Below are 26654 nucleotides of genomic sequence, written 5' to 3'. Positions count from 1 at the left end.
CCAGAAGGAGCTAGCCCCAGCGTGGCCGAGAAACCCCATCATGCTGAACATGCCGATTTGCCTGAACTCGGCCTGCCGCCCCAGCTTTATACCGAAAGCGGCGAGGAGCGGCGGCTGGGGGTTGAGATCGAATTTGGCGATCTTTCGATTAAAACGACGGGCGCGATCATCACCTCGCTTTATGGGGGCAAGATCAAAATCGATGATCCCTATCGCCTGAATGTGGAGAATACCCGGCTGGGCGATTTTCTGGTGGAATTGGATGCCGTTTATGCCCATCCCCAGCGCCCCGCGCCACAATTGGATCAGGATGGGCCTTCCCCCGAAGAGAACCCCAAGAAGCCGGAATTTCTGGATTTGATCGCTGAAACCATTGGCGATCTCAGTAAATCATGGGTGCCGATGGAAATCGCCTGCCCGCCGGTGGCGATCCGCAGCCTGCCCGCCCTTGAAACGCTGGTTATGGCTTTGCGGGATGCCGGGGCCACCGGCACCGGGCGGCAGATTTATTATGCCTTTGGCTGCCAGCTTAATCCCGAACTGGCAAGCCTTGAAATCGGCCATGTTTTGGGCCAGTTCAAGGCATGGCTTTTGCTCGAGGATTGGATGCGGGAGAAAGCAGGGCAGGACTTGTCGCGGCGGCTCACTGCTTTTGCCAATCCCTTTCCGCGCGATTATGCCTGCCATGTTCTGGCGGATCGCAGGCCGCCGCAATGGGATCAGTTTGTTGAAGATTATCTGCGTGATAATCCCACCCGCAATCGCGATCTGGATCTGTTGCCGCTCTTTGCCCATATCGATGAAGATTATGTAAAATCTTTGGGGGATGAGCGGATCAAGGCCCGCCCCACTTTTCATTATCGGGTGCCCGATAGCCGGGTGGATGAGCCGGGCTGGTGCCTCACCACCTTGTGGAATGATTGGTTGCGGGTGGAAAATCTGGCCGCTGATCGCCCGATGATGGAGGCGATGACCCGGAAATTTTTAGCAAAAAGCTGGAGCCGCAGCCAATGGGCCGATGAGGTGAGCCGATGGATTGCGCCATGATGGGGCGCGATCAGCGTCCGCGCATCGGGGTGACAACATCGAGCCGGGGCGGCTGGTGGATGTGGATGTTCAATCGTTTCAGCCTGTGGCGGGCAGGGGCGCGGGCGGTACGCATCCATCCCGAAAGCCCTTGTGATCTTGATGATCTGCACGGGCTTTTGGTGGGGGGCGGCGATGATATCGGCGTAGGGCTTTATCATGCCCATCCCGAACCGATGATCGCCATCGATCCCGCCCGGGATGATCTGGAATGCGGGCTGGTGCGAAAGGCCCATGAAAGGGCAATGCCGGTGCTGGGGGTATGCCGGGGGGCGCAGATGATCAATGTGGCTTTTGGAGGCAGTTTGCATCGCGATATTCATGATGTTTATCGCTCAGCCCCGCATTTGCGGACCGTTTTGCCCCGAAAAAGGGTGCATCTTGATCCCCAAAGCCGGTTGGCGGCGATGCTGCGGGGGCAGCGCTTTCGGGTCAATGCCCTGCATCGTCAATCGATTGATCGGCTGGGGCAGGGTTTGGTGGCCGTGGGCCATGATCATCATCAGATCATTCAGGCCATCGAGACCACGCGATCAGATCGTTTTTGCTTTGGTGTGCAGTGGCATCCCGAATTTTTGATCTTCAATCCGCACCACAAAGCGCTGTTTGGGGCCTTGGCCAAAGCGGCGCGGTGCTATACCCATGGGCATGAATCACAAGGGGCTGAGAGTATCACCAAGCGATAAGGAACTTTTTCATGTCTGACCTTACATCTTCTGGCGCATGGACATCGCTGGCCGCGCATCGAGACGTGCTTGGCGAACAAAAGATCAGCGATCTGTTTCAAAGCGAGCCGGATCGGGCCACCCGCATGTGGATCGAAAACAAGGGGTTGGCGCTGGATTATTCCAAGAATCGGGCGAGTGCTGAGACCATGCGCCTGCTTTTTGCCTTGGCCCGGGCGCGGAAGCTTGAAGAATGGCGTGATCGGATGTTTGAAGGCGAGCCGATCAATGGCACCGAGCATCGTGCGGTTTTGCACAGCGCGCTCCGCGCGGGAAGCGATCAGATCATCAAGATCGATGGCGATAATATCATGGAGCTGGTCACCGCTGAGCTTGATCGCATGAAGAATTTTGTGCACGCCGTGCATGAAGGGCGCTGGCGCGGCTATAGCGGCAAGCCCATCGATACCATTGTGAATATTGGGATTGGCGGCTCGCATCTGGGGCCGCAGGCGGCGATGGAGGCCCTATCGGCCCATGCCGTGCCGGGCATCCGCACCCATTTCGTGTCTAATGTCGATGCCCATGATATGGCCCCGGTGCTGGCCGGGATCGATCCTGAAACCGTGCTGTTTGTGATTGCATCGAAAACCTTCACAACCCAGGAAACCATGACCAACGCGATGACCGCGCGGCGCTGGCTGGTGGCCAAAATGGGCGGGGATGAAGGGGCGGTGGCGCATCATTTCGTGGCGCTATCCACCAATGCCCGGGCGGTGGCCGATTTTGGCATTGATAGCCGCAATGTCTTTCACTTCTGGGATTGGGTGGGGGGCCGCTATTCCTTGTGGTCGGCCATTGGTTTGAGCTTGGCTCTGGGCATCGGTTGGGAAAATTTCTCGCAGATGCTGGCGGGGGGTCGGGCGATGGATCGGCATTTCCAAGCCGCCCCGCTGGAGCGCAATATGCCCGTTGTGATGGGGCTTTTGGGGCTGTGGTACAGCAATTTCATGGGGGCCGAAACTTATGCCGTGCTGCCCTATGATCAGCGGCTTGATCGTTTTGTCGATCATTTGCAGCAGCTTGACATGGAAAGCAATGGCAAGCGCGTGAATCGCGAGGGCGCGCCGGTGGATTATACCACCGGGCCGGTGATCTGGGGGCGCACGGGCACCAATGGCCAGCATGCCTTTTACCAGCTTATCCATCAGGGAACGCGGCTGATCCCGGCGGATTTCATCGCCATTTTAAAGGCCGATCATGATCATCTCGATCATCATCGGATTTTATTGTCAAATGTTCTGGCGCAAACCGAAGCTTTGATGATCGGCAAATCCACCGATAAGGTTTTGGCCGATCTGCTGGCGCAGGGTCTTTCCAAGGAAGAGGCGGCGCTTTTGGCCCCCCATAAAAGCTTCCCCGGCAATATCCCCACCAACAGCCTTTTGCTCGATCGCCTCGATCCTTTTCATTTCGGGCAGCTTCTGGCGCTTTATGAGCATAAGGTTTTTGTGCAGGGGGTGATCTGGAACATCAATTCCTTCGATCAATGGGGGGTGGAACTGGGGAAGGTGCTGGCCAAAACCACTCTGGCCGATCTCTCTGGCACAGGGCCGATCACCGGTCATGATCCTTCCACCAATCATCTGGCGATGATCATGCGCCAAGCGCTCGATGGGGCGGCAGTTGATAAGAAAGGGGGCTGATAAGAAGGGGGGTGGCAGCGAATAAAAAAGCCTGAAGGGCAGTTTGGATATTTTGCACATTCGGCCTTTGCAATCTCCCTGATTTTCTTCTAGCATGTTCGCCTTGTGTTCTTGTTAGGATGTTTCATGACGGATCTGATGCTCGATAGCCTGTTGCCTGCGCTTTTGGGGTTGCTTGTGGGGGCGGCTCTTGTGGCGCTGATGGGCCATAAAGGGCGGCAGAGCCTTACGGGCAAAATCAGGGAGCAGGATGAAGCTTTGCTAGAGGCCGATTTCGCGGTGCGGCAGGCGAAAGATCAGGAAAAACGTGTTGGCGAACAGGCCGATAAGCTGGAAGCGGCTTTGCATGCGGCTAATAATCAGCTGGCAACTGCGAAAGCGGAACTGGCGGCGCAGGAGGCCCGGATGGCCGAGCGCGAACATGCGGTTGAGCAAGAGCGCCTGTCGCTCGTCAGCCTGCGCGGTGCATTGGAAGAAAAATTCAAGGTTCTGGCCCATGAAAGCCTGGAAGCCAGCCAGAAATCCTTTCTGCTGCGGGCCGAAGAAACCTTGAAAACCTATAAAGTGGCCGCCGATGGTGATTTGAGCGCCCGGCACAAAGCCATCGAAACCCTGCTCAAGCCCATGCAAGACAGCTTAAAGCGCTATGAGGAGAATCTGGGGGCCATTGAAAAAGCCCGCACCCAGGCTTATGGCAGCTTGAGCAGCGAATTGAAAAATGTGCTGCAAGCTCAGGATGGTGTGCGCAGCGAAACGGCCAAGCTGGTGAATGCCTTGCGCGCCCAGCCCAAAACCCGTGGCCGCTGGGGCGAACATCAGTTGCAAAGGGTGATGGAGCTTGCCGGGATGAGCGAGCATGTTGATTTCGACACCCAAAGCAGCTTTGTCGATGAAGATCAAAAGCGCCTGATCCCCGATGCGATCATCCGCCTGCCGGGGGATCGCACCATTGTGGTGGATGCCAAAACATCTCTGTCGGCTTATTTCGATGCCATCGAAGCGGTGGATGAACTGAGCCGCGAGAGCTTTCTGGCAAAACATGCCCGCGAAATCCGCACCCATATGAAAGCTTTGGGGCAGAAATCCTATTGGCAGAATTTGAAGGATAGCCCCGATTTTGTTGCCATGTTCATTCCCGGTGAAAATTTTTATGCCGCCGCCATCGAACGCGATCCCGATTTGTTTGAGGATGCGATCAGAAGCCATGTGCTGATCGTGACCCCCACCACCCTGATCGCTTTGGCCAAAGCCGTGGCCTATGGCTGGCGGCAGGAAGCCATGGCGGAAAATGCCCGCCATGTGGCGCAGCTTGGTCATGATCTTTATGAACGCCTGTCGGTGATGGGGGGGCATGTGGCCAATACCGGAAAGCATCTTGAGCGCGCCGTGGGGTCTTATAATAGCATGGTGGGCAGCCTTGAACGCTCGGTGATGTCACAAGCCCGGAAATTCGAGGATTTAAAGGTAGATCATACCGGCAAGGATCTGCCCGAACTGACGCCGGTCCTCACCGAAGCGCGGGCACTTGCCGCCCATGAATTCAAAGAGACCCTGGCCGATGAAAGCGCTAAGGACACCGCGCGTGCGGAGGCGACCGGGGAAAATAAGCTGGTGCCCAGATCATGATATGAGCTTTGATCGTGCCCTGATTGTTTCATCTTGCGAACCAATTATTTTCGATCAGAAGTCTTTGCTTCAAACATATATGGCTTATCTTATGAAAAGCGGTGAGAAAAGTGGCCGCGAGAAAAAGGATTGAGGCAGGCTTTATAAATGTCATGATCAGGATGGATCATGGCCCTAAGGTTTGACTCTATAAAGATAGCCGCTTTGCTTATTCGGCGCTTGTTTTCCATGTGCTGGAAAACGGATTGAAATTATTTATGAACCTGGGGATAGACCATGACACGGATGAAAACTTTGATGATGGCAGCCGGTGCAGCCTTGCTGATGACCGGTGCGAGCGCGAGCGTGCAGGCAGCGCCCGAAACTTTTGAATTCGATGAGGCCCATACCCATATCGGTCTGGCTTGGAACCATCTGGGCTTTTCCGAAACCCGCGCCCGCTTTGCTGATTTTGAAGGGGCCCTGATCCTTGATCAGGACAATCCCGCCAATTCCAGCCTGTCGGTGACCATTCCGATCAGCAGCCTTGATACCGGCCTTAAGAAATTCGACGATCATCTCAAAAGCGCTGATTTCTTCGATGCCGCAACCTATCCTGAAGCCACCTTTAAAAGCACGAAGATCGAGCTTGATGGCGATAAGGCCGCCAAGGTGCATGGGGATCTGACCATTCATGGCGTCACCAAGCCGGTGGTGCTTGATGTGACCCTTAATCAATTGGGCAAGCATCCGATGAATGGCAAAACCCATGCGGGTTTCACCGCCACCACCAAGATCAAGCGCAGTGATTTCGGCATCAATCAATATGTGCCGATGGTGAGTGACGATGTGGAGATCTTCATTTCCACCGAAGCTTCGAAAGCCGAATGATAGAGCGCGTTCATAGGCTTTTTAATATCTAAAGAAGGGGGGCGATGATGCAGATTTCCAACAGCACTGAACGTTGGGGCTTCGTGAGTATGGCCTTTCACTGGATTGTCGCCCTTCTGGTTATTTTCATGTGGGGTCTTGGCTATGCCATGACCCATCTGATCGAAGATCTGCAAACAAAATTTGAATATTTTCAATTGCATAAGTCGATTGGTCTGACGGTTCTTTTATTGGCATTTTTGCGGCTTGTCTGGCGGTTGACACATCGCGGCCCGGCCTTGCCATCTGACCTCAAGCCCTATGAGCGGGGGCTGGCGCATCTCACGCATTATGGGCTTTATGCCATTTTGTTTTTGATGCCCCTTTTGGGGCTGATCAGCGCCGATACCTCAGAACTGACCATTCCTACCCGGATTTTTGATCTGTTTGCTTTGCCCACGATTTTTGGCCCTACGGAATGGCTCCATGATCTGGCCAAAGGAGGGCATGAACTTTTGGGATGGGCGCTTTTGGGGCTTTTAGTCTTGCATGTGGGGGCCGCTTTGAAACATCATTTCATTTTAAAGGACGAAACCCTGCGGCGGATGCTGCCCTTTGCGGGCTCTTCTCGTCATGGAGACAATCAATGACATCATCGATGCGATCCACTTTCTTGGCAGTGGCGGCAGCCGGCTTGATCCAGATGGCCCTGCCGGGATCTGTCCACGCCCAGCAATGGCAGGTGATCAAGGACAAAAGCGCCATTTTATGGACGGCGAAATGGAATACCTCGCCGGTGAGCGGTGGATTCAAGGATTTTACCTCCGAGATCAGCTTTGATCCCGAAGCCCCTGAAGATGCCGTGATCAGGGTCGAGGTGGATAGCGGCAGTATTTATTTGAATGGGCAGGATGCCCGCTCCACTTTGGTGAATTCCAACTGGTTTTTTATCGAAGAATATCCCAAAGCGGTTTTTGTTTCCGAGCAGATCACGCATCTGGAAAATGGCCGCTATGAAGCGCGTGGCAGCCTGACGATCCGGGGCCATGAACAGCCGGTGACCTTGCCTTTCAAGCTGACCATCGAAGGCGATGTGGCGCAGGTGGTTGGCAGCATCACCCTTGATCGCAACAGCTTTTCTTTGGGCCAGAAGGGCGATGTGGCGAAGGCCGTTGCGGCCAATGTCAATGTTTCGGTCGAGGTGACGGCCAAGCGCCTTGGGGACTAGAGTTCCCGCTTTCGTAATCCGCACCGTACATAAGAGTTTAAAATAAAATCCCGGGCTTTAAGCGCTTTTTACGGCGGTCAAAGCCCGGGATCGGTTCTTTTTAGGGTTCGTTTTGAGGATCAGGTGTTCGCACCCCCTATGATGCGGCCCGTTTTTCCTCTTTGATCAGCATAACGGCTTCGCTTAGGGCTTCCTTGCGGTTTGGTTTGACCTGCGCTGCCGGGATATGGGTGAAGGTTCCCAATCCTTTGAACAGATCAGTGATAGCATCGCGCATCCCGGTCATATAAACGGTGACACCACTGTTTTTGGCATCAGACAGAATGGTTTCCACCGCCGTCGCCGCCGACATATCGATGAATGGCACGCGCGAGAAATCTAGGATGAGAACAGAGACTTCGCCACCCGTGCGCTCCCGCGCATGATGTCCCATATCCGCAGCCGCTCCGAAGCTTAAAGGCCCACCGAAATCGAAGATTCTGATCCGGTTATCGACAGTTTTCAGCAGAGCGGTTTCTTCCTCATCCATATCACGCAGGCTGATATCGCCGATCGAAGCAAGCTGGGTTTTCGCCAGTTGCTGAATGAAGGCAAGGGCGGCCAAAACTACACCCGCAGCCACCGCAGTGATCAGATCGACAAACACCGTCAGCCCAAGAACCATTACCATCAGCAACAGATCCCAGCGCGGGCCACGATGGGCACGCTTAATATAAGACCAATCGATGATGTCATAGCCCACCTTCACCAGAATACCGGCAAGGGCGGCATGGGGGATGGCTTCCGCAAGCGGGCCAAGACCCAAAACGATGGCCAGCAAAACCAGCGAATGCAAAGCCCCCGAAAGCCGGGTGGTGCCGCCAGAGCGGATATTGATCACCGTGCGCATGGTGGCCCCGGCACCCGGGATTGCCCCAAAAAGCCCGGCAATGCTGTTGCCCACGCCTTGGCCGATCAGCTCGCGATTGGAATCATGGCGGCCACGGGTCATATTATCGGCAACCAAAGAGGTCAAAAGGCTGTCGATCGCTCCCAGCGCTGCCAAGACCAGGGCCGCTTCCACGACGAGGAAAGCGCTATCCGCCGTCAACATGGGTAATTGTATGCTGGGCAGGCCGGTGGGGATCGATCCCAATATGGGGACACCGGGAAGCAGCATAGCGACAGGCGTCGCGATCAAAAGAGCCGCCAGCGGCCCGGGCAGAAAGCGCCCCAGCTTGGCAGGCCATAAAAAGACCACGGCCAGTGAAATGGCGCTGATGATCAGGGCCGATAGATTGGGATTGCTTATCGCATCGGGAATATTGCCCAAAGCCATCAAGGGGCTGGAAGAGGATTCCTGCCCCATCAACTGACCAAATTGCAAGATGATGATGATGCAGCCAATCCCGCTCATGAAGCCGGAAATCACCGGATAAGGAACCAGCCGGATATAGGTGCCCAGCCTTAAAAAACCGCCCAAAATCATGAAGAGTCCAGCCAGAATCACGGCGGTGAAAACAAGCTCGAGCTGATCGGAAAAAGCGGCAAAAACACCGGCAAAAACAACCACCATCGGGCCGGTGGGGCCGGAAATCTGGGTGGGCGTTCCACCCAGAACCGCAGCAAAAAAGCCAACGATGATCGCCCCATAAAGGCCAGCAATCGGGCCAGCGCCGGACGCCACACCAAAAGCGAGCGCCAGCGGCAGTGCGACCACGGCGGCCGTGAGACCGCCGAAAATATCGCCGCGTATTTGATCGACATTATAGGACATGAAATATTCTTTCTATGGGTGCCAAGGGACACCAAGGCCGTTTCATGGGGGGTAAAAGCAAGAAAAGGTCGGGTTTGTGATCACTTTGCCAGCGTCGAATCATAACCCTCCTTGGTCAGAATTTTGAATTGTCCGCTGTCCTCGTCATAGGCTTTGATCGCGCCGGTTTTGATATCATAGACCCAGCCATGAAGCTGCAAACGCCCGGTCGAGAGGCGGGCCGCCACATAAGGATGGGTGCGCACATGATTGAGCTGCATCAGCACATTCTGTTCGATCAGGGCATCGAGCCGGTCCTGCTCGGAGCGCTCGCCGGATTGTTCATCAACAATCTTCAGCGCCGCTTCTGAATAGCCAAGCCATTGCTTTACATGGGGGAATTTCGCCAAACCAGCGAGATCCATGGCACCCTTCATAGCCCCGCAATCGGTATGGCCACAGACCACGAGATGCTGAATATTCAAGGCCCCGATGGCATATTCGATGGTGGCGGTTACCCCGCCGGCATCGGCAACATGGGGCGGCACAATATTGCCGGCATTGCGGCAGATAAACAGATCGCCGGGCTTGGTCTGGGTGATCATCGAAGGATCGACACGGCTATCAGCACAGGTGATAAACAGCGCCTCCGGAGATTGCCCCCCTGCCAGCTTGCGAAACAGATCTTCATTTTCGGGATAGACGGTTTTCTGGAATGTCGAAATTCCTGAAAAAATCTTTTCCACGTCTCGTCTCCTTGCCATTGCGAACCAAATCCGGGTGGATCCCGGATATTTTATGCTGTGCAGTTTGGATGAGCCATATGATAATGGAAGCCAAATATTTTTGAAAAGGTGATCAGCTTTGACTATCACAAAAAAACAGACTCATCGCGAACCCGGGGTTAAACAAATCCGCTATTTCCTTGAGGTAGCGAAAGCGGGCAGCTTTCGCCGGGCCGCCAGCCGTTTGGGCGTTTCGCAGCCAACGCTTTCGGCGCAGATTTCGGCTTTGGAGGAAATTCTGGGCTGTATCTTGCTCGAACGCGCGAAAACGGGGGCCATGCCAACCCCCATCGGTCAGGAAATCATCCCCTTGGCTGAAGAAATTCTGCATGATATCAGCCTGTTGATGGATCGTGCCCGGCTTGGCCATGGGGGCCTTGGGGGCACCCATCGTTTGGGGGTGTCGCCCTCTATCGGGCCTTATCTGCTGCCCGAAGTGATTGGTGCCATTCATGATGCCTATCCCGATTTGCGTCTTTATGTCCGTGAAGAAGATCCGCGCGCATTGGAAGCCAAATTGCTCGATGGCCGATTTGATATCATTCTCACCTCCATGCCGATGGATATCGGCGGCTTGGTCACCCACAGTCTTTATGATGAACCTTTATTGCTCACGGCGTCCCTTGATCATCCGCTGGCTGCGAAGGCCATGGTCGAAGGGGCCGATCTGCGCGATCAAACTTTGCTGGCACTGGAAGAGCGCTATCGGTTTTTTGATCAGGTGCAGGAATTGGCGCATCGCTTTCAGGCCCGACTTTTGCGCGAATATGAAGGCACCAGCCTTGATACCCTGCGTCATATGGTTGGCATGAATATGGGCTTGGGTTTTTTGCCAGCGCTATATGTGCGCTCTGAAATCCTGCCGCGCAAGGATGTACTGGTTCTGAGCTTGAACGAAGAGCTGACCTATCGCACGGTGGCGATGGCTTGGCGACCCAGCGTGCCGCATCGTCGGCTTTACCGGGAACTGGCGCAGTTTATTCGTCAGATTTGTCAGGATCGATTGTCGGCCGATGTGCGGGTGCATGAGCCATCCGCATTCGAAGCCCGCCAGGATTAAAGCGGCTGCCCGCATTGTTTGGCTGGTCCGTCTTTCAGCCGCATTGTGCCCGGTGCAGCATCATATGATCGGCCAGTACCAGCGCCAGCATGGCCTCGGCCACGGGCACGCCGCGAATGCCCACACAGGGATCATGGCGGCCTTTGGTGATGATCTCCACCTCTTCGCCATCGCTGGTAATGGTTTGGCGGGGGATCAGGATCGAACTGGTGGGTTTGATGGCAATCTTGCAGCACACCGGCTGGCCCGATGAAATGCCCCCCAAAATGCCGCCGGCATGATTGGATAGAAAGCGTGGATGGCCATCGGGGCCCATCCGCATTTCATCGGCATTATCCGCCCCGCTCAGGCGGGCGGCTTCAAAACCCGCGCCGATCTCAACGCCTTTGGCGGCATTGATCGACATCATCGCCGCTGCCAGATCGGAATCGAGCTTGCCATAGATCGGGGCGCCCCAGCCTGCGGGCACACCATGGGCTTCCACGGCGATCACCGCGCCTAATGAATCGCCGCTTTTACGCACGGCATCAAGGCGCTCGGCCCAGCGTTGGGCGGCTTTGGCATCGGGGCAGAAAAAGGGGTTTTGATCCACCTCATCCCAATCAAGGGCGGCGTCATCGATGGCATCGCCACCCATTTCCACCAATCCGCCATGGATGACGACCCCCGCCCCCAGAATCTTGCGCGCCACCGCCCCTGCGGCCACCCGCATGGCGGTTTCCCGGGCCGAGGATCGCCCGCCGCCCCGGGGATCGCGATGGCCATATTTGGCCAAATAGGTGTAATCGGCATGGCCGGGGCGAAAACGCTTGGCGATGTCGGAATAATCCTTGGAGCGCTGATCGGTATTTTCAATCAGCAAAGAAAGCGCTGTGCCGGTGGTCCGCCCTTCATAAACGCCGGAAAGAATCCGCACCTGATCAGGCTCTTGCCGTTGGGTGGTAAAGCGCGATTGGCCGGGTCGGCGTTTATCGAGAAAGGGCTGGATATCGCCTTCGCTCAAGGCAAGGCCGGGGGGCACCCCATCAAGCACGGCCCCGATGGATGGGCCATGGGATTCCCCCCAGCTCGTGAAGCGCAGAACATGGCCAAAGCTGTTTATCGACATGGTGCAATTCCCGTGCGGGCGGCGCAATCAGCCAAGGGTGATATCGGGCGCATCAACCTGTTTCATGCCAACGGTATTATAGCCTGCATCCACATGATGAATTTCCCCGGTGACCCCGGAGGCCAGATCAGAGAGCAGATACATCCCCGCGCCACCCACATCATCGATGGAGACATTGCGGCGCAAGGGCGAATTATATTCATTCCATTTCAGGATATAGCGAAAATCACCAATGCCCGAAGCCGCGAGCGTTTTGATTGGCCCGGCGGAAATGGCATTGACCCGGATGCCGCGCGGGCCCAGATCATTGGCCAGATATTTGACGCTGGTTTCCAAAGCGGCCTTCGCCAGCCCCATGACATTATAATGCGGCATCACCTTTTCCGCGCCATAATAGGATAAGGTGAGCATCGAAGCGCCCGCGCTCATCAGCTTTTCCGCGCGATTGGCAACAGCGGTAAAGGAATAGCAGCTCACATCCATGGTATTGAGGAAATTTTCCCGGCTGGTATCCACATAGCGGCCACGCAATTCATTCTTGTCGGAAAAACCAATGGCATGGATCAGAAAATCAAGCTGGCCCCATTCTTTTTCGATGATCGCAAAGGCTTCGTCGATGGAGTGCATATCCGCCACATCGCAAGGTGCCAAAAGCGTGGAGCCCAGGCTTTCAGCCAAGGGCCGCACCCGGCGCTCCAGTGCCTCTCCCAAATAGGTAAAGGCAAGCTCTGCCCCCTGGGCGCGGGCGGCGCGAGCAATCCCCCAGGCCAAAGAGCGATCATTGGCAACCCCCATGACCAGCCCCCGCTTGCCTGTTAAAAGACCGGCCTGATTATCTGTTTTGAGATCTGATGGTGCGGTCATGACCTGTCCTTTTTGTTCGGCGCGTTCGCTCTGCGCATATCGTCGTCAATTCATAGTCCGTTCATTCCTGTGCCGGCCTTTATATCTAACCGGCCCCGGCTGCGGAAATATCCTACACAGGCTTTGGTGCAAATCAATGCGCTGGATCATCCTGTTCATCCAAGCGTGATGGCAGATCATGATGATGGCGGCTATAGCCAGCATTGAGATGCGCGCCAAGAATAAAGGCCGCCGCAATGATATAAATGAAGAGCTGCAAGATCACCATGCCCGCAAGGCTGCCATAGATCACGTCATAGCGATCAGCATGATTGAGAAAAACCGTCATGCCCTTCCCCAGCAAAAGCCAGACAAGAACCGTGAACAGCGCCCCGGGCACATAATGGCGCCGATGCCGGGGCAGGCGCGGGGTGAAATTCTTGTAAAGGGCCAAAAGCGCTAAAAACAGCAAAAGGGGCGCGGCGATATAGCGGGCCCAGATGCTGTAATCGCGGATGGTCTGCGGCAGATAAAAAAGCTCGGATAAAAAGCTCAAAGTTACGGGAATGGCCACCAGAAAGGACATCGCCAGCAAAATCGCCAGAGCGGTGATGATGATCAGGGCGAGGTCTGCCAAAAGCCGTCGCCAGAAAGGCGCTGCATGGTGCCAGCTTCCAAAAGCATGGATCACCGTTTTTCGCGCCCCTTCCACCCCTTGCACCGCCGACCATAAAGCAAAGGCGATGGAGCCGGTGAGCAGCCCGCCCCCGGAAACCTTGAGGATATTATCAATCGGCCCTTCCAGAGTTTGGGCAATGCCTTGGGGCAGATTGGTGAGCAGGAAGCGGATGGCATCCTGGCCCATATCGGTTTGACCGATAAAGCCCGACAGGGCGATCATGAAAATAAGAAACGGAAACAGGGCCATCACCCCTAAAAAGGCGAGATTTCCGGCATCTTCCAATCCGTGGTTCTTGAAAAACCGCAACAGCGAAGCCCAGCAGATGCGGCCATGGGTGCTCAGTTGCCCTTGGCCTTTTTCGGCTTGCTGCCCAACGGAACCGCTGTCTTCGCGCACCATATCCTGCCTTATGATTTCAGGGCGGCGCGAACATCATAAGCATGGGATTTCGCCCAGCCCTTGATCGCTTTTTCCAGATCCTGATCGGGATGATCGGGCAGAATGATTTTCAAGGTCACATATTGATCACCGGTTTTGCCCCCGGCGCCGATGCCCTTGCCCTTCAGGCGCAGGCGTTTGCCGCTCGAAGCATTTTTGGGGATCATTAATGTCACCTCACCATGGGGGGTGGGCACTGAAAGCCTGGCCCCCAAAACCGCTTCATCGATGCGGATGGGCAGATCAAGGGCGATATCAAGGCCATCGCGGCGGAAAAAGGGATGCGGGGCGATTTCAACCTTCACCAAAGCATCGCCCGGCGGCCCCCCCGCCTCTCCGGCTTGGCCTTGCCCTGCGAGACGAATCTGCTGGCCATCGGCCACGCCTTGAGGGATTTTCACATCCAATGTTTTGCCATTGGACAGGCTCAAGCGCTTGGTGATGCCATGGATGGCATCGATGAAATCCACCTTCAGGCGATAGACCACATCGCGCCCGCGCTGGGGCCGGGGCTGGGAACGGCGGCCACGGCCAAAGCCGAAGAGATCGGCAAAGATATCATCACTATCGGTAAAGGGCGCTCCGCCCATATCGGCACCGGGCCTGAAACCGCCCCCGGCACCGGACCGATAGCCCCCCGCCGCTCCGCCAAAGGGGGCGCGTTCGGCACCGCTGGCATCAATCTCGCCGCGATCATAACGGGCGCGCTTGTCTTTATCGCCAATGATATTATAGGCCGCCGATACTTCCTTGAAGCGTTCGACGATCTTGTCATTGCCTTTATTGCGATCAGGGTGCAGTTCCTTCGCTAATGTGCGATAAGCGCTTTTGATGGTGGCATCATCGGCGGTTTTGGGAACCCCTAGAATAGCATATGGATCTTTCATGGTCAGCCTTGATCATCTCATCTGTCGTACGTGATATGTGGTTTTATCAGCTTTGGAGACTATGTATGGAAAAAATTACCCAAACCAACCCTTTCAAGGCTTTTGCGCAATGGCTGGATGAAGCCAAAGAGGCGGAGCCCGATAATCACAATGCCATGACTTTGGCCAGCATCAATGCCGCCGGGCGGCCATCGGCGCGGATTGTGCTGCTCAAAGAATGGGATGAGGCGGGCTTTGTTTTCTATACCAATCTGGCGAGCCGCAAGGCCCGCGATCTTGCAGCCTCGAACGCGGTGGCGCTTTTGTTTCACTGGAAAAGCCTGGAACGGCAAATCCGCATCGAGGGCTTTGCGAGCCCGGTCTCGGATGCGCAGGCGGATCGCTATTTTGCCGGACGCCCGCGCGCCAGCCAGATCGGGGCCTGGGCATCAAAGCAATCGGCCCCGATGCCCGGTGGCCGGGATGAATTCCAAGCGGCGATTGAGCATTATGAACAGAAATTTGCGGGCGGGCCGGTGCCAAGGCCGCCTTTCTGGTCGGGCTTTCGCCTTAAACCCGATCTGTTTGAATTCTGGCAGGAAGAGCCCTTTCGCCTGCATCATCGGGTGATTTTCAAGCCCCATGCACGGGGGGAACGGGCACCGGACGATTGGGAGCGCACGATTCTTTATCCCTGAAGGGGCGAGAGGACAGGATGATCACCATGCCGGAGGCCAAAAACGCTCGGGCGGAAAGCCCCGATCTCGCTTTGCGCAAGCGGGCGAAGCTGATGCGTTTGGCGGCCTATGCCAGCATGGCGGTGGGGGGCACGCTTGCGCTATTGAAAGGCGTGGTCTGGCTGCTCACCGGGTCGGTCACCATGCTCTCCTCGATGACCGATTCGCTCCTTGATCTGTTTGCTTCGGTGATGAGCTATATGGGGGTGCGCACCGCTTTGCAGCCCCCGGATGAGGCCCATCGCTTCGGCCATGGCAAGGCCGAGGCGCTGGCGGCTCTGGCTCAGGGTGCGGTGATGCTGGGATCGTCGGCCTTCATCATCTTGCAATCTGTTTTACGCCTTGCCGATCCGCAAGCCGTGGTGATGGCCTGGACCGGCATGGCCGTTTCGGTGGTGGCGATCATCCTGACTTTGGGGCTGGTGCTGTTTCAGCGCCATGTGATCGCGCGCAGCCCATCGGTGGCCATTACCGCCGATCATTTGCATTATACCGGCGATCTGTTGCTCAACTTGTCGGTGATGGTGGGGTTGGCGGTCAGCGCTTATGGCGGCCTTCATTTTATGGATGCGCTCTTTGGCATCGGGATCGGTGGCTTTATCGGCTATAATGCCTGGGGGGTGGCCAAAGGGTCCATTGATATGCTGATGGATCGGGAAATGGCCAGTGCCGAGCGCGAAGCCATTTTCAATATCGTTTTGGGCAATCGCGATATTTTGGGCCTGCATGATCTTAAAACCCGCAAAGCCGGGATCGACAGCTTCATTCAATTTCATATCGAAATCAGCCCTCATGCCAGCCTGCATCAGGCGCATCTGGCCGCTATCGAGGCCGAAGCGGCGCTCAGCGAGCGATTTCCCGATGCCGAAATCATCATCAAGATCGATCCCATCGGCTTTGAAAAGCCCAATCTGACGATGAAAGAACTCGATTGATGAAGGTTCTTATGGCAAGCAGGGGCGGTTATCGCTAAGACCATGGATAAAGCTATCAATTAAATTGGGGTGCCATGATCATTCTGTTTGGCCTCAAAAACTGTGATCGTTGCCGCGCTGCCCGCACATGGCTTTCGGGTGAGGGGGTTGCTTATCAATTCGTTGATCTGCGCGATCATGGGGTGAGCGAAGATCAGATGGATCGCTGGATCGATGCCCTGGGCTGGGAGCATTTGCTCAATAAACGCAGCACCACATGGCGCGGGCTGGCCCCTGCCGAGCAGGGTGAACTCGATGGCGAACGGGCGCGACACCTGATGCTGGCCCATCCGGCCTTGATAAAACGGCCGATCTGGGATTTGGGCGCGCAGATCCTTGTGGGGTTTGATGATGCAGTCAAAGCGGTGATCCGGGCCGGGGGGGAGCAAAAATGAGCCAGAATATTCGTATCGCTTTTTTGCAGATCGATGCGTTTACTGATCAGGCTTTTCGCGGCAATCCGGCGGCTGTTTGCCCCCTTGATGCCTGGCTGCCCGATGCTGTTCTGCTGGCCATTGCTCGGGAGAATAATCTGTCGGAAACGGCCTTTTTCGTGCCCGCCGAGGATGCCGACGAAGCGGATTTTCATCTGCGCTGGTTCACGCCGGAGGTTGAGGTGGATTTGTGCGGTCATGCCACTTTGGCAGCCGGTCATGCCATCCTCAGCAATCTGCATGGCAAGGCCAAAGCCGTGCGCTTTGGCAGTCAGGCCGGGATTTTGACCGTGACCCGCGATGGGGATCGGCTGTCTTTGGATCTGCCCGCCCGCCGGGCTGGCGATGCAGCTGTGCCTTCGGGGCTTTATCAGGCCATGGGGGCGGCCCCTTTGGCCTTGTGGGGCGGTGGGCGCGATTATCTTTTGCTTTATGAAAGCCAAGCCGATATTGCGCGGCTGAAGCCCGATTTCGTGGCCCTGAAGGCTTTGGGGCGGCATGGCTTCATCGCCACGGCCCCCGGTGATGATTGCGATTTTGTGTCGCGGTGCTTTTTCCCCGGATATGGGATAGACGAAGATCCGGTGACCGGATCGGCGCATTGCGTTTCTGCGCCCTTTTGGGCTGATCGTTTGGGCAATAGCACGTTATTTGCCCGTCAGATTTCAGCGCGGGGCGGGGATCTGTGGATCCATGTGACCAAGGATCGGGTGCATATGTCGGGCCATTGTGTGGAGGTGATCGCTGGTGAAATGTCGGTGCCGGAAAGCGTTTGAACAGCCATGCCGATGATTGAAGTCAAAGCTTTGGTGAAAACCTATTCCGGCCCCGTGGAAGCCTTGCGCGGGATCGATCTGCGGGTTGAAAAAGGGCAGATCTATGCCCTTTTGGGCCCCAATGGCGCGGGTAAATCCAGCACCATGCGGATTTTGGCCAGCCTGTCGCAGCCCACGGCGGGCCGGGTGAAGCTGGCCGGTCATGATGTTTTTGGCCCTGATGAATATAGCGGGCAGGGGCATCGGGGGGCTGAGGCGGCGCGCACCGCCCTGCGCCGGGATATGGGCTATGTGGCGCAGGCCTCGACATCGGATGAAACCCTGACGGGCCGCGAAAATCTGAGGATGCAGGGGCGTTTATTTGGCATGGGGGGGGATGATCTCGCCCGGCATGTGGCGCATTTATTAAAGCTTTTCGATCTGGATGAGGCCGCTGACCGCCGCACCAAAGGCTGGTCGGGGGGAATGCGCCGACGGCTTGATCTGGCGATGGGGCTGATCCATGGTCCACAGATTTTGATTCTTGATGAACCTTCAGCCGGGCTCGATCCCCAAAGCCGGGCGGTGATGTGGCGCGAAATCAGGCATCTGGCCCAAGATCAGGGCATGACCATTTTATTTTCCACCCATTATCTGGAAGAAGCCGATCAACTGGCTGATCGGGTGGCGATCATCGATCAGGGGCGCATTGTGGCCGAAGGGTCGCCCAAAGCCCTGAAGGATCGCTTGGAAGGCGATCTGATCAGCATCCGATTTGCCACCGCGCCCGATCCGCAGGATTTGGCTGAGCGGCTGGCGAAAGCCGGATTGCCGACCGATCATGCATCTGCGGATGCGGTACCGGCGGCTTTGGGGCCGGATCAGGATCGCCTTGATCTGCGGGTGGCGCAGGGATCATCCATTTTGCCGCTTCTGATCGGGGCCCTGGATGGCTTGCCCCTTTTGGATGTGAGCATGGCAAGGCCCCGCCTTGATGATGTGTATCTGCAGGTAACCGGTAGGCGGTTCAAAGCTGCGGATGGCGACAGGGAAGCGAAATCATCCGCTGCATCGCCTGATATTGCGGATCATTCCGCACCCCAAGACGAGACCGTTTCATGAAATTTTTGCGCGATCTGTTCATCCTGGCCGGGCGGTTGCTGGTGCATAGCAAGCGGATGCCGGTTTTTGTGATCATCTCGATCATTCAGCCGGTTTTATGGCTTTTGCTTTTTGGCCAGCTTTTTGGCGGGGTGACGGCGCTGGGCGGATTTGGCACCCAATCTTATGTGGATTTTCTGGTGCCCGGCCTTGCGGTGATGGCGGCGCTTTTTGGCTCTGCCTATTCCGGCATGTCTTTGCTAATGGATCATGAGCGGGGGATTTTGGATCGTTTTCTGGTGACCCCGGCGGCGCGGGGGGCGCTGATTGGCGCTTATGTTGCCCATTCCGGTGTTCTGGTGATGGGGCAGGCCACGGCGATCATTGGGGTTGGCCTGCTTTTGGGGGCAGGGATGACAGGGGGTGTGCTGGCCTATCCGGTGATCTTGCTCGCGGCTTTTTTGCTGGGCTCGGCCTTTGGGGCTTTATCGAATGCTTTGGCTTTGATGATCCCGCGCCATGATGCGATCATCGCGGTGATGAATTTCGTGATCCTGCCTTTGGTCTTCCTGTCATCCATGATCATCTCCACCGAAGCCATGCCCGGCTGGATCAGGGCGATCTCTGCCTATAATCCCGTGGAATGGGCAGTGCGCATGGCCCGGGGTGCCTTTCTGGGCGGCGATTGGCTGATGGTGGGGGTGAATGGCGCCTATCTTTTGCTGTTTTCTTTCCTGTGCACGGGCTTTGCGGTGCGCGCCTTTCACCGCTTCATGGCCAAATCCTGAAAAATTCGATCACAAAGCCGGGGCGCGAATGCCAGCCACGATCAGCAGGGCCCATCCCGCCATCAGGCATAGCCCGCCCAAAGGGGTGAGCCAGTGAAAAACCCCAAGGCTGCCCGATCCCATGAAGGCCAGCCAATATAAACTGCCGCAAAATAAAAGCACGCCCGCCTGCCACAGCATCCCCGTGGCCGGGATCAAGGGCATGGTTTTGATGGAAAGGGCGGCAATGCCCAAGGCGAGCAGCGCCACCCCATGGATCAGTTGAAACTGCGCGGCCTGGGTAAACCAGCCCAGCCTTTGTTCATCAAGGCGCGCGGCAAGGATATGGGCACCGGCGGCCAGGGCTGCCACCGCCATCAGGCCATTCACACCGGCCAAAGCGATCAGGATGTTCATTCCTCATGGTCCTTCATGATCGGGGTGCCGCCCTGTTCAAAATCAAGACCGATATCGATGGCCGGGGCACTTTGGGTGAGCCGGCCGATGGAGATACGATCCACCCCGCTTTCGGCAATCGCGCGCACGGTTTCAAGCCGCACCCCGCCCGATGCTTCGGTGGGAACGCGGCCCTTGATGCGGGCCACGGCCCGGCGCAAAAGATCGGGTGCCATATTATCCAAAAGCAGGCTGCCTGCCCCGGCGGCCAAAGCTTCATCCACCTGATCAAGGGTATCGCATTCCACCTGACAATCATCATGCCCTGCGGCTCTGGCGGCTTCCAATGCCGGGCGGATGCCGCCTGCCACGGCAATGTGATTATCCTTGATCATCACCGCATCATAAAGCCCCATGCGGTGATTGACCCCGCCACCACAGGCCACCGCATATTTTTCAAGCCGGCGCAAAAGCGGGGTGGTTTTGCGGGTATCCAGAATGACCGCGCCGGTGCCCTTGATCGTCTCCACATAGCGATGGGTGAGGGTGGCAATGCCCGAAAGATGCTGTACCAGATTAAGCGCCGTGCGTTCAGCGCTGAGCAGGGCGCGGGCCCGGCCATTAAGGCGCAAAAGCACGGAACCCGCCTGATGCGCTGTGCCATCATCGGCCATCGCCTGAAGCCCCACATCGGGATCAAGGGCTTTGAAAATGGCACAGGCGAGCGGCAGGCCAGATAAAACCATCGGCTCGCGCGCCCGCATGGTGGCGATCAGCCGGGCCTCATTGGGGATCACCGAAGAACTGGTGAGATCGCCGCTCCCTATATCCTCGGCCAGGGCGGCCGCGATAAAGTGATCGCGTGCATCATCGCTAAGGGGAAAGGGCAGGTTGGGCATGTTTTTTTCCTTGAACTTTACCGGCTCTTTACACTGCATGATGCAGAATTTGAAGCCTGCCTGAAGGGGATGGGTCATGCAAACGCTGAAGTTAAAGCCCGGCGATCTGGTTTATGCCGAAGGCGATGAAGCCGAAGCGGTTTATCTGATCGAAGAGGGCGCCATCGAGGTTTCGCGCCAAGCCGCCGGGCGGGCGGTGCGGTTGGCGGTTCTGGGGCGGGGTGAGATATTTGGCGAAAGCGGGGTCATCCGCAATAAAGCGCACAGCACCAGCATGAAGGCGCTCACCCCATGCAGCCTGCTCGAGGTGACCAAGCCGCAATTTCTGAAATTGTTCAGCGATCAAAATCCTTTGGGCCTGCCGATGCTGCGGATGCTGAGCGAACGGCTGGAAAAGGTGGATGAACGCCTGCTTTCGGGGGGCGGAAAATCCCGCGATAAAGCCCTTTTAATACAGATCGGGATGATCCGGCTTTTGCCTGCGCATGAAGCCATGATCAAGCAGATGGGCGAAGATGGGGTGATCATTGAAAAGCTGCCCTTCGTCGTGGGGCTGCGCACCGGCCAAAGCGATGGGGGCAACACATCGGATCAGCATCTTTTGCTCGGGGCGTTGAAGGATTATGCTCTTTCGCCCGAACATTTCGGATTGGAAAAACGCGATGGCTATCTGATCATTCGTGATCTGGGCAGCTATCTGGGCACCATCGTCAATGATCAGCCTTTATCGCGCTTTGGTCAGGAAGCCACTGCCATTTTGCACATGGGGGCAAACAGCGTGATTGCCGGACCCAAAAGCGCCCCCTATCAATTCCGCATCATGGTCGAACCCAAAGCTTTATAGAATGGGCCTTATAGGGCGAGCCTTTTTGAATGGGCAGTGATATGCCTTATCTGATGGGCTTCAGGTTTGATGCAAAGGCGGAGATGAGCAAATGACCTCGACCAGTGAACAAATGCGCGCCTGGAGCGGTCCGGCGATCCTGACCTTTGGCTTTCGCCCATTCTTTTTCGGGGCGGCCATCTGGGCGGTGGTTGCGATGGTGCTGTGGATTTTGATGCTGTCGGGGCATCTTATGCTGCCCAGTGCTTTCGATCCGGTGAGCTGGCACGCCCATGCGTTTCTTTTTGGTTATCTGGGCGCTGTGATTGCGGGGTTTTTGCTGACGGCGGTTCCGAATTGGACCGGGCGATTGCCGATTGTTGGCTGGCATCTGGGATTTCTGGTGTTGGTCTGGCTGGCCGGTCGTGCGGCCCTTTTGGTTTCGGGCGTATTGTCAGCCGGGCTGGTGGCTGGGATTGATCTGGCCTTTCCGGTGCTTTTGGCGCTGGTCATCCTGCGCGAGATCGTGGCGGGCAGGAATTGGCGTAATCTGATCGTGCTGATCATGCTGGTGATCTTTACCTTGGGTAATGCCCTGTTTCATTGGGAAGCCGCCCAAGGTGATTATGCCGCGCAGGGCTATGGGATGCGGCTGGGGCTGGCTGCGGCGATCATGATGATTGCCGTGATCGGTGGTCGGGTCGTACCGTCTTTTACCCGTAACTGGCTGGTGAAAAGGCAAGACAAGACCTTGCCGGCCTCACCGATGCAAGGGTTCGATAAACTGGCTTTGCTGGCCTTGCTGGTGGCGCTGGTTTTTTGGACCCTATGGCCTGCTGCCATCGCGACCGGTGGGTTGCTGGTGCTGATCGGCGCGCTTCATCTTATACGGTTAGCCCGCTGGGCCGGGCATCGGACGATGGCCGAGCCGCTGGTGACAGTGCTGCATGCGGGCTATATCTTTGTGCCTTTGGGGGCTTTGGCCCTTGCAAGCGAGATCCTTGCCCCCGGGTTCCTTGGCATGGCGGGGGCGCAGCATCTGTGGATGGCGGGGGCGATCGGCTTGATGACGCTGGCTGTGATGACGCGGGCCACTTTGGGCCATAGCGGCCAGATGCTGAAGGCGGGGCCGGGTACGGTCGCGATTTATCTGGCCCTGATCCTGTCGGTGATAGCGCGGGTTATGGCCGGATTATGGCCCGCGCAATCTGAATGGCTGCATGGGTTGGCCGGTCTTTTCTGGATCGGGGCTTTTGGCGGTTTCGCCCTGATTTATGGGGCTCTCTTGCTCCGCCGTCTTCCCTAAAGGCTATGCTTTGATATCGTCGATCCATGTTTTGGCGGCCACGGCCCGAGGAAGGCCAAGCGGGGCTTATCGCGTGGTTGCCTGTCCGTTTTTAGCTTGATAAGTCGTCGATCAGGGGATTGGGTTTGGCGAACCGCTCGATATCGGCTTGATTGTGAATGCTGATCAGCGTTCCATTCACCGTCACGCCATAGGGTTGAAGGCCCTTGAAGGCGCGGCTGAGATTTTCCGGTGTCATGCCCAGAACTGAGGCCAGAAGCCGCTTTTCAAAATCCAGCTCGAAAGTTGCTCCGCCGCCGCTGCGCTTTTGCATCCGCAATAAATAATTCGCCAGCCTTTCCAATGAGGTTCTGAGCTTGAGGTCTTTTTGTGTTTTGATGACCGCGCGATAACATTGTGCCAGTTCGGTGACGATGGCGCGGGCGAAATCGCTATCAAGTTCAAAGATTGCGCGAACATCCTGGCTGGGAAGCAGCACGATACGGCTTTTCTCCAATGTTCGGGCCGACATCAGATAGGGGGCATCCCGGATGGTTGCGGCCAGAATAAAGGTCGAGATAGGGCGCACCACGGCGAGGCTGCTATCGCGGCCATTCCAGCAGGAAAACAGATCGACCGAACCGGAAAGAATGATGTGCAGAAAATCGCTGGGCTCACCTTCGGTGATCAATTCGATCTGGGCAGGAAAATTTTGGATATAGGCACCCCGCATCAAGGATGTGAAATGTTCATCCGTCATCTGCGAGAAGATATTGAGTTGTCTGATATCGCGATATTCCGAATCGGGCATTTCATTCCCTTCATATGATCACAGATGGCATATATCAAGAAATGGATTGATATATGTCAATATTATGATTGATCCGCATGATTTTAACCTTGATACACCCTTGCACTATAGATGATAATTTTCAGTAACTCATTTATTTCATTATTGTTTTTGCGTTTCATGATCTAAATCAAATCATCCTGGCAGCCCTGGCTTGAAAGTAGCCTCTGATCCCTTTTCGGGGGGTGAAGACGCATTATTTTCGCCGGGGAGTCTCCTATGCCGACCGAAATTATGGCCTCGCAGGCCGATCAAACACGCGCTTTGAGTTTGAGCACAATCGCCTTCACGGCTTGTTTTGCAGTGTGGACGATTTTTTCGATTATTGGTGTGGCCATTAAATCCGAGCTTGGGTTGAACGATACACAATTTGGCTTATTGGTTGCCACACCGATTTTGACCGGTTCCATCACCCGCATCTTTCTTGGTGTCTGGACGGAAAAATACGGCGGCCGGCTTGTTTTTTCCGGGCAGATGATCCTCACAGCCTTGGCCACCTGGGCGCTGACGCTGGCGGATAGCTATATCATGTATCTGATTGCGGCCTTGGGCGTTGGGCTTGCGGGTGGCTCTTTCATCATTGGGGTGGCCTATGTCAGCCGCTGGTATGAGGCGGGGCGACAAGGCACGGCGCTTGGCATTTTCGGGGCGGGCAATGTTGGCGCGGCGGTCACGAAATTCGTAGCCCCTTTTGTGATGGTTGCTTATGGCTGGCACGGGGTGGCTTATGTGTGGGCGGCGGGGCTGTTCATCATTGGCGTGTTGTTTTTCCTGCTGGCCAAGGATGATCCCGAACTGGTCGAGCGGCGCAGAACAGGGGCAAAGGCGCCCTCGCTGGCAGAGCAACTGGCGCCTTTAAGAAACCTTCAGGTCTGGCGCTTTTCCTTTTATTATTTTTTCGTCTTTGGCGCCTTTGTGGCTCTGGCGCTGTGGATGCCGCATTATCTGATCGATGTTTATGGCCTTGATGTGCGCTTTGCCGGCATGGCCGCCGCTTCTTTCAGCCTGGCCGCGTCTTTATTCCGCGCTTATGGCGGGCATTTGTCGGATAAATTTGGCGCGCGATCCGTGATGTACTGGACCTTCGGTTTCAGCCTCCTCTTTTTGTTCATGCTCTCCTACCCGCCAACCGAATATATCATCAAGGGCAAGGATGGCCCGATTGCCTTCTCCACGCAGATGGACCTGTGGCCGTTCATTGTTACGCTCTTTGCCCTCGGTTTTTTCATGAGCCTCGGGAAAGCGGCGATTTTCAAGCATATCCCGGTTTATTACCCCCGTCATGTTGGGGCGGTTGGCGGTCTTGTCGGCATGATCGGCGGTCTTGGTGGGTTCGTTTTGCCGATCATATTTGGCGCGCTGCTTGATCTTACGGGGATATACACATCCTGCTTTGCCCTGTTGTTCGTGCTGGTTGCCATTGCCTTGGGCTGGATGCATCTGTCGATCCGGGCTATGGAGCGCGCCGCCCATGGCGAAGCGCTTGATCGCCTGCCGAGCCTGCCAGAGATGCAGGATATCCATATTCCGGGCCAAACGGTGATGCCCAAGGTGCTGGATGATTGGCAGCCCGAAAAGCCTCAATTCTGGGCGGAAAAGGGGCGGGCTATTGCGCGCCGGAATTTATGGATATCGATTCCGGCACTGCTTTTGGCTTTTTCGGTCTGGATGGTCTGGTCGGTTGTGGTTGCCCGCCTGCCTGCTATCGGGTTCGATTTTACGCCGGGGCAGCTATTCTGGCTTGCCGCCCTCCCGGGATTGTCGGGCGCGACGCTGCGCATTTTCTACAGCTTCATGGTGCCGATTTTTGGTGGGCGGCTGTGGACAACGCTTTCAACCGCATCTTTGCTGCTGCCCGCCATGGGCATCGGATATGCGGTGCAGAACCCCGAAACGCCTTATCTGATCTTCCTCGTTCTTGCCCTTTTATGCGGTTTTGGCGGGGGGAATTTTGCCTCGTCGATGGCTAATATCGGCTATTTCTTTCCTAAAGCTGAAAAAGGCAATGCTTTGGCGCTGAATGCCGGGCTGGGCAATCTGGGCGTATCGGCCATGCAATTTGTGGTGCCGCTTATCATCACGGCGGGGGTGTTCGGGGTGATCGGCGGGGAACCGCAGATCATGTCGGATGGCGGCAAGCTCTGGATGCAGAATGCGGGCTTTGTCTGGGTGCCTTTCATTCTGGCGGCGACGATTGCTGCCTGGTGGGGCATGAATGATATTGCCGATGCGCGCGCCAGCTTCGCCGAACAGGCGGTGATTTTCGGGCGTAAGCATAATTGGCTGATGTGCATCCTTTATACGGGCACATTTGGCAGCTTCATCGGTTATTCGGCGGGCTTTCCCTTGCTAACGCGCCTGGCTTTTCCTGAAATCAATGCCCTGAATTATGTTTTCCTCGGGCCGCTTGTGGGGGCTTTGTCGCGTGCCGGAACCGGCTGGATCAGTGATCGCTTTGGCGGTGGGCGGGTCACGCTATGGACCTTTGTCGCCATGATCCTTGCGACCGCTGGCGTGATTTATTTCCTTGGCGCGGGATCATTCATCGGCTTTTTCGCCTGCTTTATGGCGCTGTTCTTTCTGACCGGGGTTGGCAATGCCTCCACCTTTCAGATGATCCCTGTGATCATGGGGCGCGAAATACCACGGCTGATGCCCCATCTTTCGGCGGATGATCGCCAGCGGCAAATCGCCATGGAATCGGGGGCAATCACCGCCTTTACCTCAGCCATTGCGGCCTATGGCGCCTTTTTCATCCCCAAGGCCTATGGCACATCCATCGCGATGACCGGCTCGGCTGTGGGGGCGCTTTGGGGCTTTCTGATTTTTTACGTGATCTGCGTGGGGATCACTTGGGCTGTTTATACCCGCCCCGGCGGCCTGCTTTACGACATTGAAAAACGAGATGACGCCGGCAGCAATGCCGCCCAGCCCGCGCAATGAACCTGCCAAATTT

At 56.2% G+C, this 26654-nt stretch carries 26 protein-coding genes; 17 read left to right on the top strand and 9 right to left on the bottom strand.

Translation table 11 applies throughout. The features are described from left to right. Window positions 1–21: 21 nt before the first annotated feature. From AQ1_RS07620 to AQ1_RS14475, 7 genes are all read left to right on the top strand, one after another. Window positions 22–1047: an amidoligase family protein gene (locus AQ1_RS07620; protein WP_052371095.1), complete on the top strand. Its 1026-nt coding sequence runs from the start codon at window positions 22–24 to the stop codon at window positions 1045–1047. Then, a complete protein-coding gene (locus tag AQ1_RS07615) occupies window positions 1044–1772 on the top strand; it encodes a gamma-glutamyl-gamma-aminobutyrate hydrolase family protein (protein WP_462687115.1) in 729 nt (242 codons plus the stop codon). The genes AQ1_RS07620 and AQ1_RS07615 overlap by 4 nt, the downstream gene beginning before the upstream one ends. Window positions 1773–1783: 11 nt before the next feature. Next, entirely contained in the window at window positions 1784–3457 is a 1674-nt protein-coding gene (pgi, locus tag AQ1_RS07610) for a glucose-6-phosphate isomerase (protein ID WP_042085964.1), read from the top strand. 126 nt (window positions 3458–3583) lie between these two features. Next, window positions 3584–5083, top strand: coding sequence for a DNA recombination protein RmuC (locus AQ1_RS07605; protein WP_052371094.1), 1500 nt, complete (start codon window positions 3584–3586; stop codon window positions 5081–5083). A gap of 276 nt (window positions 5084–5359) precedes the next feature. Continuing rightward, a complete protein-coding gene (locus AQ1_RS07600; protein WP_313979879.1) occupies window positions 5360–5953 on the top strand; it encodes a YceI family protein in 594 nt (197 codons plus the stop codon). Between the two features lie 44 nt (window positions 5954–5997). After that, the gene (locus AQ1_RS07595; RefSeq protein WP_042085961.1) at window positions 5998–6582 is read left to right on the top strand and encodes a cytochrome b; all 585 of its coding nucleotides are present in this window, start codon (window positions 5998–6000) and stop codon (window positions 6580–6582) included. Between the two features lie 8 nt (window positions 6583–6590). Then, window positions 6591–7160, top strand: coding sequence for a YceI family protein (locus tag AQ1_RS14475; protein WP_052371093.1), 570 nt, complete (start codon window positions 6591–6593; stop codon window positions 7158–7160). Between the two features lie 136 nt (window positions 7161–7296). Here the strand turns inward: AQ1_RS14475 and AQ1_RS07585 are convergent, their stop codons facing one another. Together AQ1_RS07585 and AQ1_RS07580 are read right to left on the bottom strand one after the other, a co-directional pair. After that, the gene (locus AQ1_RS07585; protein ID WP_042085958.1) at window positions 7297–8916 is read right to left on the bottom strand and encodes a SulP family inorganic anion transporter; all 1620 of its coding nucleotides are present in this window, start codon (window positions 8914–8916) and stop codon (window positions 7297–7299) included. An 80-nt stretch (window positions 8917–8996) separates the two neighbouring features. After that, window positions 8997–9641, bottom strand: a complete 645-nt coding sequence (locus AQ1_RS07580) for a carbonic anhydrase (protein WP_042085955.1) — start codon at window positions 9639–9641, stop codon at window positions 8997–8999. Between the two features lie 118 nt (window positions 9642–9759). Between AQ1_RS07580 and AQ1_RS07575 the strand changes: the two genes are divergently transcribed. Next, window positions 9760–10740, top strand: a complete 981-nt coding sequence (locus tag AQ1_RS07575) for a hydrogen peroxide-inducible genes activator (RefSeq protein ID WP_052371092.1) — start codon at window positions 9760–9762, stop codon at window positions 10738–10740. A gap of 34 nt (window positions 10741–10774) precedes the next feature. On the opposite strand, the gene aroC is transcribed toward AQ1_RS07575, so the two are convergent. From aroC to AQ1_RS07555, 4 genes are all read right to left on the bottom strand, one after another. Continuing rightward, on the bottom strand, window positions 10775–11848 hold the full coding sequence (aroC, locus tag AQ1_RS07570; RefSeq protein WP_042086115.1) for a chorismate synthase: 1074 nt from the start codon (window positions 11846–11848) through the stop codon (window positions 10775–10777). A gap of 27 nt (window positions 11849–11875) precedes the next feature. Then, complete coding sequence (gene fabI, locus AQ1_RS07565; RefSeq protein WP_042085953.1) at window positions 11876–12712, bottom strand: enoyl-ACP reductase FabI; 837 nt, start codon at window positions 12710–12712, stop codon at window positions 11876–11878. 133 nt (window positions 12713–12845) lie between these two features. Further along, on the bottom strand, window positions 12846–13772 hold the full coding sequence (locus AQ1_RS07560) for a YihY/virulence factor BrkB family protein (RefSeq protein ID WP_042085951.1): 927 nt from the start codon (window positions 13770–13772) through the stop codon (window positions 12846–12848). Window positions 13773–13780: 8 nt separating this feature from the next. Beyond that, a complete protein-coding gene (locus AQ1_RS07555; protein ID WP_042085949.1) occupies window positions 13781–14698 on the bottom strand; it encodes a DnaJ C-terminal domain-containing protein in 918 nt (305 codons plus the stop codon). Window positions 14699–14763: 65 nt separating this feature from the next. Here AQ1_RS07555 and pdxH point away from each other — a divergent pair, with 65 nt between their 5' ends. The 6 genes from pdxH to AQ1_RS07525 all read left to right on the top strand — a co-directional run bounded on the left by pdxH (window position 14764) and on the right by AQ1_RS07525 (window position 19466). After that, window positions 14764–15375 (top strand): pyridoxamine 5'-phosphate oxidase, encoded by a 612-nt coding sequence (pdxH, locus tag AQ1_RS07550; RefSeq protein WP_042085947.1) that lies wholly within the window; start codon window positions 14764–14766, stop codon window positions 15373–15375. Window positions 15376–15401: 26 nt separating this feature from the next. After that, window positions 15402–16349 carry a cation diffusion facilitator family transporter gene (locus AQ1_RS07545; RefSeq protein ID WP_161760489.1) on the top strand — a complete coding sequence of 316 codons (948 nt, stop codon included), beginning with the start codon at window positions 15402–15404 and terminating at the stop codon, window positions 16347–16349. 74 nt (window positions 16350–16423) lie between these two features. Continuing rightward, window positions 16424–16783, top strand: a complete 360-nt coding sequence (locus tag AQ1_RS07540; RefSeq protein WP_042085945.1) for a Spx/MgsR family RNA polymerase-binding regulatory protein — start codon at window positions 16424–16426, stop codon at window positions 16781–16783. Next, on the top strand, window positions 16780–17598 hold the full coding sequence (locus tag AQ1_RS07535; RefSeq protein WP_042085943.1) for a PhzF family phenazine biosynthesis protein: 819 nt from the start codon (window positions 16780–16782) through the stop codon (window positions 17596–17598). The genes AQ1_RS07540 and AQ1_RS07535 overlap by 4 nt, the downstream gene beginning before the upstream one ends. A gap of 6 nt (window positions 17599–17604) precedes the next feature. Next, on the top strand, window positions 17605–18699 hold the full coding sequence (locus AQ1_RS07530) for an ABC transporter ATP-binding protein (RefSeq protein WP_042085941.1): 1095 nt from the start codon (window positions 17605–17607) through the stop codon (window positions 18697–18699). Continuing rightward, on the top strand, window positions 18696–19466 hold the full coding sequence (locus AQ1_RS07525; protein ID WP_042085939.1) for an ABC transporter permease: 771 nt from the start codon (window positions 18696–18698) through the stop codon (window positions 19464–19466). Before AQ1_RS07530 ends, AQ1_RS07525 begins: the two co-directional genes overlap by 4 nt. 9 nt (window positions 19467–19475) lie before the next feature. Here AQ1_RS07525 and AQ1_RS07520 read toward each other — a convergent pair whose 3' ends face one another. Beyond that, window positions 19476–19862, bottom strand: coding sequence for a DUF423 domain-containing protein (locus AQ1_RS07520; RefSeq protein ID WP_042085937.1), 387 nt, complete (start codon window positions 19860–19862; stop codon window positions 19476–19478). Then, window positions 19859–20740 (bottom strand): carboxylating nicotinate-nucleotide diphosphorylase, encoded by an 882-nt coding sequence (gene nadC / locus AQ1_RS07515; RefSeq protein WP_042086111.1) that lies wholly within the window; start codon window positions 20738–20740, stop codon window positions 19859–19861. The genes AQ1_RS07520 and nadC overlap by 4 nt, the downstream gene beginning before the upstream one ends. A gap of 76 nt (window positions 20741–20816) precedes the next feature. Here nadC and AQ1_RS07510 point away from each other — a divergent pair, with 76 nt between their 5' ends. Together AQ1_RS07510 and AQ1_RS07505 are read left to right on the top strand one after the other, a co-directional pair. Next, window positions 20817–21584, top strand: coding sequence for a cyclic nucleotide-binding domain-containing protein (locus tag AQ1_RS07510; protein WP_042085935.1), 768 nt, complete (start codon window positions 20817–20819; stop codon window positions 21582–21584). 91 nt (window positions 21585–21675) lie between these two features. Continuing rightward, window positions 21676–22869 (top strand): NnrS family protein, encoded by a 1194-nt coding sequence (locus AQ1_RS07505; protein WP_042085933.1) that lies wholly within the window; start codon window positions 21676–21678, stop codon window positions 22867–22869. Window positions 22870–22960: 91 nt separating this feature from the next. Here AQ1_RS07505 and AQ1_RS07500 read toward each other — a convergent pair whose 3' ends face one another. Beyond that, window positions 22961–23659, bottom strand: coding sequence for a cyclic nucleotide-binding domain-containing protein (locus AQ1_RS07500; protein WP_042085931.1), 699 nt, complete (start codon window positions 23657–23659; stop codon window positions 22961–22963). A gap of 258 nt (window positions 23660–23917) precedes the next feature. Between AQ1_RS07500 and AQ1_RS07495 the strand changes: the two genes are divergently transcribed. Then, window positions 23918–26641, top strand: a complete 2724-nt coding sequence (locus AQ1_RS07495; protein WP_042085930.1) for a nitrate/nitrite transporter — start codon at window positions 23918–23920, stop codon at window positions 26639–26641. The last annotated feature ends 13 nt before the right edge of the window (window positions 26642–26654 follow it).

This window comes from Iodidimonas nitroreducens, from assembly GCA_000710935.1.
Lineage (GTDB): Bacteria > Pseudomonadota > Alphaproteobacteria > Sphingomonadales > Rhodothalassiaceae > Iodidimonas > Iodidimonas nitroreducens.
Note: the sequence above shows the minus strand (reverse complement) of the source record. Positions and strands in the feature narration are given on the sequence as shown.